Annotated in this window: 9 protein-coding genes and 1 tRNA gene; 4 read left to right on the top strand and 6 right to left on the bottom strand. The window is 42.6% G+C overall.

Features of this window, described 5'->3' with window-relative positions; all coding sequences use genetic code 11:
* Positions 1 to 474: 474 nt before the first annotated feature.
* The 6 genes from WC615_RS20665 to WC615_RS20640 are packed head-to-tail and all read right to left on the bottom strand — an operon-like array spanning position 475 to position 6844.
* Positions 475 to 1461: an L-histidine N(alpha)-methyltransferase gene (locus tag WC615_RS20665; protein ID WP_372979954.1), complete on the bottom strand. Its 987-nt coding sequence runs from the start codon at positions 1459 to 1461 to the stop codon at positions 475 to 477.
* A 17-nt stretch (positions 1462 to 1478) separates the two neighbouring features.
* Positions 1479 to 2630 carry an ergothioneine biosynthesis protein EgtB gene (gene egtB / locus WC615_RS20660; protein WP_372979953.1) on the bottom strand — a complete coding sequence of 384 codons (1152 nt, stop codon included), beginning with the start codon at positions 2628 to 2630 and terminating at the stop codon, positions 1479 to 1481.
* A gap of 5 nt (positions 2631 to 2635) precedes the next feature.
* The gene (locus tag WC615_RS20655; protein ID WP_372979952.1) at positions 2636 to 4207 is read right to left on the bottom strand and encodes an ABC transporter permease/substrate-binding protein; all 1572 of its coding nucleotides are present in this window, start codon (positions 4205 to 4207) and stop codon (positions 2636 to 2638) included.
* On the bottom strand, positions 4200 to 5165 hold the full coding sequence (locus WC615_RS20650; RefSeq protein ID WP_372979951.1) for an ABC transporter ATP-binding protein: 966 nt from the start codon (positions 5163 to 5165) through the stop codon (positions 4200 to 4202). Before WC615_RS20650 ends, WC615_RS20655 begins: the two co-directional genes overlap by 8 nt.
* Before the next feature lie 9 nt (positions 5166 to 5174).
* Positions 5175 to 6566, bottom strand: a complete 1392-nt coding sequence (lpdA, locus tag WC615_RS20645; RefSeq protein WP_372979950.1) for a dihydrolipoyl dehydrogenase — start codon at positions 6564 to 6566, stop codon at positions 5175 to 5177.
* Complete coding sequence (locus WC615_RS20640) at positions 6563 to 6844, bottom strand: DUF427 domain-containing protein (protein ID WP_372979949.1); 282 nt, start codon at positions 6842 to 6844, stop codon at positions 6563 to 6565. The genes lpdA and WC615_RS20640 overlap by 4 nt, the downstream gene beginning before the upstream one ends.
* 238 nt (positions 6845 to 7082) lie before the next feature.
* Between WC615_RS20640 and WC615_RS20635 the strand changes: the two genes are divergently transcribed.
* From WC615_RS20635 to WC615_RS20620, 4 genes are all read left to right on the top strand, one after another.
* A tRNA-Glu gene (locus WC615_RS20635) sits at positions 7083 to 7154 on the top strand.
* Between the two features lie 249 nt (positions 7155 to 7403).
* The gene (locus WC615_RS20630) at positions 7404 to 8621 is read left to right on the top strand and encodes a site-specific integrase (RefSeq protein WP_372979948.1); all 1218 of its coding nucleotides are present in this window, start codon (positions 7404 to 7406) and stop codon (positions 8619 to 8621) included.
* A 65-nt stretch (positions 8622 to 8686) separates the two neighbouring features.
* On the top strand, positions 8687 to 9217 hold the full coding sequence (locus tag WC615_RS20625; protein ID WP_372979947.1) for an ORF6N domain-containing protein: 531 nt from the start codon (positions 8687 to 8689) through the stop codon (positions 9215 to 9217).
* A gap of 59 nt (positions 9218 to 9276) precedes the next feature.
* Positions 9277 to 10035: a hypothetical protein gene (locus tag WC615_RS20620; protein ID WP_372979946.1), complete on the top strand. Its 759-nt coding sequence runs from the start codon at positions 9277 to 9279 to the stop codon at positions 10033 to 10035.
* Positions 10036 to 10378 lie beyond the last annotated feature (343 nt).

Below are 10378 nucleotides of genomic sequence, written 5' to 3'. Positions count from 1 at the left end.
TAAGCGGCGGTGGAAAAACTACTATCGCAAAGTTCAAAAAAAAGAGATGCCTATTACGGTGTAAAATTATATTTGTAGCTCAATTAATCAATATATAAAACCGTCAACTTATTTCAGGACGAGACAAAATCAGGCACGCAAACATCCAAACTTTATCATCTTTATTCACCCCTTTTTCGCCTTTTTTCGACCTTAGTTCGGCCTTTTTGTACGCAATTAGTATCATAAACAAAAATACCGGCCTTATACCAAACAGTTGATTTATAGACAATTATAAATTTAAGGCCTGTCTCGTTTTTACAAAAAGTGGGACAAAATTGATTTTTTATAAAATTCTGAATATGAGCAAATCAAAGCATAATCATGAAGTTTTTGTTGAGACACTGACACGATTTTGTCAGTGATAACACGTTCATTGTCAACATGTTCCGTTTGTCTCACTTGTTCCGTTTTTAAAAATGGAACAGAACAGGTTTACTCCGCAGTCCAAATGGCATCAACAAACCATTTCTTGCTATCAAAAAACTCATTAACGGGTTTGAATCCTGCTTTCGCCGCCAGCTCATGGGTTTGCTCTACCGCGTATTTCTGGGAGATCTCCATATCGATGTACTCGTCTTTTACAAAGCTGATGGTGGCATCGCCAATTTTTACTTTCTGGTCGGCAAGGCTTATCAGATAGCTTTTACAGGCACCGGTTTCGGGGTTGTATGATGCATAATGGTCAAACTGGCGGGTGTTAAAATCGCCGCCAAGCTCGCGGTTTATGCGTTCCAGCAGGTTAATGTTAAACCGTTTGGTAATGCCTTCGCTATCGTTATAGGCGGCTAAAACGGTCTTTGGGTTTTTCTTCAGGTCGATACCGATCAGCACCATATCACCTTCGGAAAGATTATTACGCAGTTCGTGGCAAAAGCCCTGGGCCACATCAACAGGCATATTACCCACGTTGGATCCCAGGAACATCACCACTTTGCGTTTATTGGAGATTGATGCCGCTTTCTTCAGCATATCAAAATACTCGCCGTTAAGGCCGGTAATGTTGATGCCGGGCAGGGTAACGGGCAGGGTAATATTTAAGTACGATATCACATTCTCCGAGATATCTATCGGCAGGTAGGTAAAATCGGCTTTATTATCTATCAGGTATTTTAGTAGCTGGGTTGATTTTGTGGCGTCTCCGGCACCCAGCTCAATAAGGTCGAAAGCATCGCCACCGGCAATGATAGCCTTACAAATTTCGGCGGTTTGGCTGGTGAAGATCTCCATCTCGCAATTGGTAGGATAATATTCTTCACAGCCCATCAGCTCCTGGAAAATCCTGTCGCCCTGGGCGTCATAAAAGTATTTCGAATCCAGGCGTTTGGGCGTGGATGTTAAACCGGTTACAACGTCCTTATAAAACTGCTCATCGGTAAGTACGCTATTGGTTTGTTGTGTTGCTGTGGTGGTAGAAGCCATAGTATTAGTTTGTGGTATTATTTAGCAAGACGTATGCCAGTAAATTGCCAGCGTAGTTCCGGCTGAAAAAAGTTGCGGTAAGTTATGCGGCTATGATTAGGCGACGTTACTTCAGATGCACCGCGCAAAACCTTCTGGCCAACCATAAATTTGCCATTGTATTCACCAATGGCACCAGGTGCTTTGGCAAAACCGGGGTAGGGCAGGTAGGCGCTTTCTGTCCATTCCCAGCGCAAGCCCCAGTTAAACTGTTTTGCCGCGGCCTCCCATTCAAACTCGGTTGGCAGGCGCATGCCTTTCCATGAGGCGTAAGCATAAGCTTCGTAATAGCTGATGTGTGTAACCGCATCATGCATGTGTACAGGTTGTAAACCGTGATAGGTATAGTCATGCCATTCGCCTTCAATATTATGCCAGTACATTGGGGCTTCTGCCTTGTTGGTGTTCACCCAATCCCAACCGGCGGCATGCCAATGGCGGAAATCGTGGTAACCGCCATCATTTATAAACTCTAAATATTCTGCGTTAGTCACCAGGTCGGGGCTTATCTCAAAAGCATTCAGGTAAACCTTATGGCGGTTCAGTTCATTATCAAATGAGAAACCTTCGCCTTCAGAACCAATTTCGTAAACACCCTCGTCCACTTTAATGAACGGCGCATCCGTTTTGTGAAACTTTGGCGCGGCGTAATCTTTTGAATAGGCCGGGAACAGTGGGTTATTGCCCAGTATGAATTTAATATCGGTCAGTAAAAGCTCCTGGTGCTGCTCCTCGTGATTAAAGCCAAGGATCAATAGCTCCTTTACGTCATCGCTGATATCGCCACAGGCAATAAAGTTCAGCATGGCATCATCCACATATTTGCGGTAACGTTTTATATCGATAACGGTTGGGCGGCTCAGGTTACCCCTGTCTGTACGGATAACGCGGTTGCCAACGGTTTCGTAATAGCTGTTAAAAACGTAATTGTAATTAGGGTCAAATTCCTGGTACTCGGCAAAGTATGGTTTCAGGATAAAGGTTTCGAAAAACCAGGTGGTGTGCCCTATATGCCACTTGGGCGGACTAACATCAACCACGGGTTGTACCACATAATCTTCAATTTGCAGGGGTTCGCAAATTGCTTCGGTACGATGGCGTACTTTTATATAACAGTCGGCTATGTCCATTGGTATTACTTGCTATCTAAATAGCGTTTAAGGTTCGAAATTGTTTTTATGTTAAGTTCTTTTGCCTGTTGCTCGCGCATCATTAATGCATATGCATTATTAAACCCTATTGGTTTTAACCATTTAATGTTATAGCGTTTTTTAAACTCGGCCTGAACATAATTGTAGGTGCTATCCTTGCTTATCTGCAGCCGTGTAATCGTTTGCGGCGCTGCCTGTAATATGGCCAGCAGGCCGGTGCCGGTGTATTCCGGGTAAACATCTATCTGATCGTTCGTCATGGCGTCAAAAACTATTTTGGTGCCGCCTAAGCCGGTTTTGGTGGCTACATCATAATTGGTGTAGCCTTTTATCAGCATGGTGTACATGCTGGCTAAAATGTACTGCTCGCCAAATATTTTTGATCCGATACGCACCACGGCGTCTTTACCTCCGCGCTCGGGTTTGTATAACTTTTTCGATAGCAGGAAATCTTTAGCTACACGCTCAGGCGTTTGGTGAAGATAGTCGGTTTTGTAGTTTAGTTCGGTCATTACCGAGTCAGTAATTGTGCCGGCCAGCAGGTTTAGCGTTTTTTCCAGTTCGGGGAATTTCCGCAGGGCATCTTCCCTTACAATAGGCGCTGCATAATAGGGTGGGAAGATCTTTTTATCATCATCCAGCACGATAAGGTTATATGCTTTTAAGCGCCCATCTGTACTGTAGCCACTTATCACGTCCAGTTCCTTCTCTTGCGCGGCCTTGTACATTACGGCATCGTTTATCACTATCGTATGGATCTTTAAACCGTATTTGCTGATGAGCCCCAGGTTGCCATCTTGTCGGCCCATAAATTCGGGCGTAAAGCCTGCGGTTAACTTGCTGCCATAGGCTGATGGGATGAAGTACAGGCCTGATAGTAGTATCAACAAAACCGGCGCTACCTTAACCGCGCCTTTTATCTTTTTAAAATTAAGTTTTTGCAATCGCGATAGCAGGAAATCAAACAAGATAGCCAGTATAGCCGCCGGGATAGCGCCCGCCAGTATCATATTGGTATTATTGAGGGAGATACCCCCGAAGATAAACTCGCCCAAGCCACCTGCCGCTATATAGGATGCCAGTGTAGCTACCCCCACGTTGATGACTGTTGCCGTACGGATACCGGCCAATATTACCGGCATAGCCAGGGGCAACTCCACTTTGAATAATACCTGCCACTTGTTCATGCCCATAGCCACAGCGGCTTCTTTAACCGCAGCATCAACGCCGGTAATACCCGTGTAAGTATTGCGGATGATGGGTAGCAGGGCATAAAGCAGCAAAGCTACAATTGCAGGCTTGGCGCCGATGCCCAAAACCGGGATCATAAAACCAAGCAGGGCGATGCTGGGAATGGTTTGTAAGATACCAGCAATGCCCAGTACAATACCCGAAAGCTGCTTTTTGCGTGTGATATAGATGCCCAAAGGCAACCCGATGAGCACGGCAATAAACAGCGAGATAAAGGTAAGCCCGATATGCTGCATGGTTTGCACCCCAAGCTTATCGGCCTGCTGCTGCATAAATTCCCACAAGGTTTGCTGGTGCTCATTCATGTGCCTGGTGGTTTTTATATTGTGAAAATGCAGCCATCAACTGATCAAACGTGATGCTTTTTACCTCTTTGTTTTGTTGGTTGATCACGCTTAAGCTTTCTCGTGGAGAGAATTTGAAATTCTCTAATACTTCCCACACGTCAGCTTCTGATGATAGTTGCTTTGTATTTGTTTTTTTATCGACACGGGGCAGGTGTTCCCAAATATCATTTAGTGTAATGGTTTTAAATTCCAGCTGCAGGTGCTGCTCTTTTAAAAAGTTGCTTACAAAAGCATTTTTTGGATTAAACAGCAAGTCGGCAGGGGTGCCAATTTGCACTATTTTGCCTTTGTCCATCAGCGCTATTCGGTCGGCCAGCTCAAAGGCTTCCTGCACATCGTGCGTAACCATGATGATAGTTTTACGTTTCAGCTCATCCAATGCTAAAAATTCGGCATGGATCTTTGAACGGGTAACATTATCCAAAGCGCCGAATGGTTCATCCATTAGTAAAACTGGCGGGTCGGCTACCAAAGCCCTCGCCAGGCCGATACGTTGCTGCTGCCCGCCACTTAGTTCATTGGGGTAAACGTTCAGGTAATCTTTTGAGAGGTGTAGTTTCTCCAGCAATTCATTAATGCGGTTTTGGGTTTTGGCCTTATCCCATTTAAGCAGGTTAGGTACAATGGCAATATTTTCGGCAACAGTATAATGAGGGAACAACCCGTTATTTTGCAAAACGTAACCAATGCCACGGCGCAATAATTCGGCAGGCTGATCATGAATGTTTTTTCCGTCGATAGAAATGATACCGCTATCGGGTTCTATCAGGCGGTTAAGCATTTTCAGGGTAGTAGTTTTACCGCAGCCGCTTGTACCCAAAAGCACCATATTCTCACCCTCGCTCACCTCAAAGGAAATGCCATCAACGGCTTTTGTTGTGCCGAAGGTTTTTACAAGGCGCTCAATTTTTATCATACCCGGCGTTTAATCCTCTAAACCCATAAAAAGGTTGTTTAAAGATTCGGAATAAGTGGGGTGCGCAAAAACGCAGTAACGGATCCTGTCGTAAGTGATGCCGCCCTCCATTGCCATTTGTAAAACCGACATGATCTCGCCCCCTTCGGTGCCTACGATGGCAACACCCAGTATTTTTTTAGTTTTTGGGTCAACCACGGCTTTCATCATCCCGCGGGTATCGCCGGTCTCAATAGCCCGGGCTACATGCGCCATAGGCAGGGTGGCCACTTTATAATTTAAGCCCTGCTCTTTAGCCTGTGCCTCGGTGATACCCACACGGCCAAGTTCGGGGTCGGTAAACATGCAGTAGGGTATGGGCCTGTCGTTTATATTCAGGTTTTGTTTTTCTATCAGGTTGCGGTAAACAATGGTGTAATCGTTATAGGAGATATGCGTAAAAGCAGGGCCGCCTTTAACATCGCCAAGGGCATAAATGCCTTTTACGTTGGTTTCCAGCTTACTGTTTACTTTGATGTTGCCTTTCTCATCTGTTTTAACCCCGGTTTTATCCAGCCCCAACGTATCTGTCTGTGGCGCGCGACCGATAGCGATCAGCACATGGCTGCATTTTATTTTTTGCTCTTTACCATCTACGGTAATCGTAGCGGTTATTTTGCCTTTGGCTTTCTGTTTGAATTTGGTTGCTTTAGCGTTGGCGTGGATGGTGATATCTTCCTGCCCCAGGAACTTAGTGACTTCCGCAGCGATATCTTCATCCTCGCGGGATAGCAGTCGAGCTGATTTTTCCAGTATAGTAACCTTGCTACCAAACCTGCGGAACATCTGCCCAAACTCTAACCCGATGTAATTACCGCCGATAACAAGCAAATGCTCCGGCACTTTCTCCAGGTCGAGAATGGTGGTGGATGTTAGATAATCTATTTCGTCCAATCCCTCAATATCACTAGGGATAATAGTTTTAGCGCCTGTGTTGATAAAGATCAGTTCGGCTTTAAACTCCTTTGCCTTGCCTTTTTCTGGCTGTACGCTGATTGTTTTTTTATCGATAAAAGTGGCATCGCCAAAGAGTAGGTCGAGGTTTTTTATTTTTTCAACGGCTGCTTGCCCCCCATTGCGCGATTTGAGCACGATATCGTCCTTGTGCTTTTTTATCTGGCGCATATCAACCTTGTAGCCTTTTATGGTTACGCCCATTTCGTTACAACGGCTTGCCAGGTAAGCCACGCGCGCGCTGGCCACCATGGTTTTGGTAGGTGTACAGCCATCGTTTACACAAGTGCCGCCTATAAAGCGTTTCTCAACCAGTAAGGTTTTTTTACCGGCTTCGGCCAGCTTTTTGGCCAATGGCGTACCTGCCTGGCCAGATCCAATTACTATACAATCGTATTCCTTCATCATTCGGTTATTTGCACCCCTTTCCAAAAGGCTATATAATTGGTAATATGTGCAGCTTCGGCTTTTGGGGCAGGATAGTACCATGCTGCATCCGGGTTTTGTTTACCATCAACCTCAAGTGTGTAATAAGAGGCGAGGCCTTTCCATGGACAAGTGCTGTGTGTTGAGCACTCCCGCAGAAAATCGGGGTTAACGCTATCCTTCGGGAAATAATGGTTTCGCTCTACTACAATGGTGTCATCGCTTTCGGCAATTATCCGGTTGTTCCAAATAGCTTTCATAAGGTAAGTGTTTTATATAAAGGTACTTTATAAGTATCGGAAATATAAATAGCCGAACATGTTTTTTGTTTGGCTTATTCTTAATTGATGTGTTATAAAGCTTAGTAAATAAGCGACTGAAAACCTTACAGAAAAAAAATCTTAAAATTTATTTTTAATTTATCTGGAAACGTATATCTTTGCAATCCCAAAATAAGGGGAACGAAATCTAAAATATCAGATTTTGTTACCAAGAAATGGCCCGTTCGTCTAGGGGTTAGGACGTTAGATTTTCATTCTAGAAACAGGGGTTCGATTCCCCTACGGGCTACGAAAAACAATACCAAAAGATGCTAAAACCCTGCAAATCAAACATTTGCAGGGTTTTTTGTTGGCATCAAAACACCATATTATGCACCAAAACGCAACAAAAATGAGCGTAATTCGGTGCGTACCTAATGGCAAAACACTACGCACCGAATTTCTTTTAATTAATTGATTATCAACCTGTTCAGCGAGTGAACATCTTGATAAAAGCAGATTGCAAACTTACTTTTGTTTCACTTTTAAGCTTGTAATTATGAAAAGTAATTTCCATCTGCTTTTTTACATCAGAAAGCAAAAAAACTACAAAGGCGGTGCAATGCCTGTCTACATGCGTATTACCGTTAACGGCAAACGTGCGGATATGTCTGCCGGGCGTGAATGCGAACCCGTCAAATGGAACAGCCATGCAGGGCGTGCCATTGTTACAAAAGAAGAAATCAAGTCCCTTAACAATTATTTGGACAGCCTGCAAAGTAAAGTAAGGGACGCGCACCAGGCGTTGATTGATGCAAACCAAACCATAACAACCGAAAGTTTGCTGAACCAATTTACAGGTAAAACCCAAAGGAGCCGTTACCTTATGCAACTATTTACCGAGCATAATGCAAAAGTAAAGGCATTGATCGGCAATGGATTTGAGGCGAATACATTAAAGGGGTACAACACTTCTGAAAAACACCTTACAGGTTATTTGCAAAATGAATATGGCAAAACCGATATTGAAATTAGCCAATTGAATCATGCTTTTATCACAGGCTTTGAATTTTACCTGAAAGCAGAGTGTAAAATTAGCGGAGTATCGGCAGCCAAATACATTAAGCACCTGAAAAAAATTGTTAATCACTGTATTGCCAATAATTGGCTAAAGCAGAACCCTTTTATCAATTTCAAATCTTCTGCAAAAGCAAAAGAACGTACTTATTTAACACAACAAGAACTGGACGCTATCACCAATAAGAAATTTGTTGTTGAACGTTTAGTACAGGTGCGGGATGTTTTTGTCTTTTGTTGCTATACCGGATTATCTTATGCCGATGTTAAAAAACTAAGGAGAAACGAGATAGGTATTGGTATGGACGGTGATAAGTGGATATTCACAAGCAGGCAAAAAACAGATACATCTTCAAGGATACCACTTTTACCGGTAGCCGTAACCATATTAAACCGCTATCAGGATCACCCGCAATGTGAAAATAAGGGCTTGTTGCTGCCAGTATTGAGTAATCAAAAAATGAATGCCTACTTAAAAGAAATAGCAGACTTATGCGATGTAGTAAAGCATTTAACATTTCATTTGGCAAGACACACTTTCGCTACAACAGTAACTCTATCCAATAATGTACCGATTGAAACGGTCAGCAAAATGTTAGGCCATACCAATATTAAGACAACACAGCACTACGCTAAAATATTGGATTTAAAAGTTAGCCAGGATATGGCCGCTCTTAAGCAAAAGTATGCCGGAATTTAGTTTATAATCTCTAAGGGCACATTTTGTGACCTTAGAGAATTTCATAAATACCTAACGAAATAAAAATGGAAAATCAAATGATACCTGATGAAATCATCATGAATCAAATCTATTACATAAGAGGGCAAAAAGTTATGCTAGATTTTGACCTTGCAAAATTATATGAAGTCGAAACAAAGCAACTTAAAAGACAGGTTCGACGAAACATTGATCGTTTTCCCGAGGATTTCATGTTTGAATTGACATCGGAAGAGTACTCTTTTTCAAGGAGCCAAAATGGCACCTTGAAACAAGGGGAAAATATTAAGTATTCACCAATGGTGTTTACAGAACAAGGAGTTGCTATGCTATCAAGTGTGTTGAACAGCAGTAGAGCAATCAAAGTAAACATTCAGATTATTCGAATATTTACCCGTATCCGCCAAATGTTAATGGATAACACCGACATACGATTGGAAATTGAAAAGATTAAATCCAAGCTTGATAATCAGGATAAAAACATGGAAATCGTATTCCGTTATCTTGATGAACTAATTGATAAAAAAGAAAATCAGCCGCCACGTAAAACAATTGGCTTTAAACCTGATGGCTTTTGAAGAACCATTTTAAAACAAAGCTTTATTGTAAATTTGTTATCTACCTAAGAAACAAGTTTATGAGAGCACAATATTTTAAACACCGTCATTGGGCTGACTTTTCAAAAGACATCAACGATATAGGCCGCCCCTTGTTTTGGCCAAAAGAGAACGAAGACAATCATTTTTTATACAGGCTATATGATAAGCAGGAAACTCAATTTCCTGCTTTTTATAACCACCACCTTGACAATTTTCTAAAGCTCTATCCTGATGCAGAGGAAAAAGAATTTTTCACACACGTTTGGGAAATTATTGATGATACCACCGCCGAACTAAAAGTAAAAAATCGCTACACTTCCAGGCATGCAATGGAGTTCAGGAACAAGCAGCATCTAAAGAGCTTTTTAGGTTATCTCAAAACTATTGACCAGTGGGACACCGGTAGAACCAAAGACGAAATAATTGCGGACAAGGAGGGTGAGATAAGAAGCCTGAAGGAACAACTGGCGGAACTCAAAGAAGAACTTAAAGCTGCAAGAAAGTTAGATACCGAAGACTTTATCAATATTCATGATGGACAAGTACTTACCGTTTGCGACTTATTCCTAAAATTGCAGAAGTTAGAAATTGACGATAGAGAACTTGTATTTTCCCAAACCCAAACCGTATGGGTAAAGATGATCTGCAAACATTTCCGGCAAGGTAATAAAGAGATCAAATTTGATACCATACGCCGCTATTTTCCGGCTAACCCCAATGAACCGAGCCGCAGATCAGCGCGCATTCCGGCTAAATCACAACTTTTTCAAATTGTTGAGGCCAAAAAACGCAGTTGAGTTATCTTTCAGCCTTACCATAGCCAGCTGTATGTTGCCAATAAGCATTTTATTGATAATGAGCTAATTGATTAGTGTTTTAACTTAATTCAAACCACTCCAATTTAACCATGCGTTTCTGCGTGGTAACGAAAAATAGCGTTTTTGCCATTCTTTTGATCCAAAATCAAAGGCTATGGAAATAATCAGCACCGAAGCCCTAAGCCATTGCATACGCGAGGCAGTCAGGGCAGAACTACAGGAACACTTTAAAACAGGCGGCAGCCAGCCGCTGGATTCAGAAAAACTATTATCCAAGCAGGAGCTTGCAGCCGAACTCGGCGTGTCACTGGTGACGCTTACA

This window comes from Mucilaginibacter sp., from assembly GCF_041663085.1.
Taxonomy (GTDB): Bacteria; Bacteroidota; Bacteroidia; order Sphingobacteriales; family Sphingobacteriaceae; genus Mucilaginibacter.
Note: the sequence above shows the minus strand (reverse complement) of the source record. Positions and strands in the feature narration are given on the sequence as shown.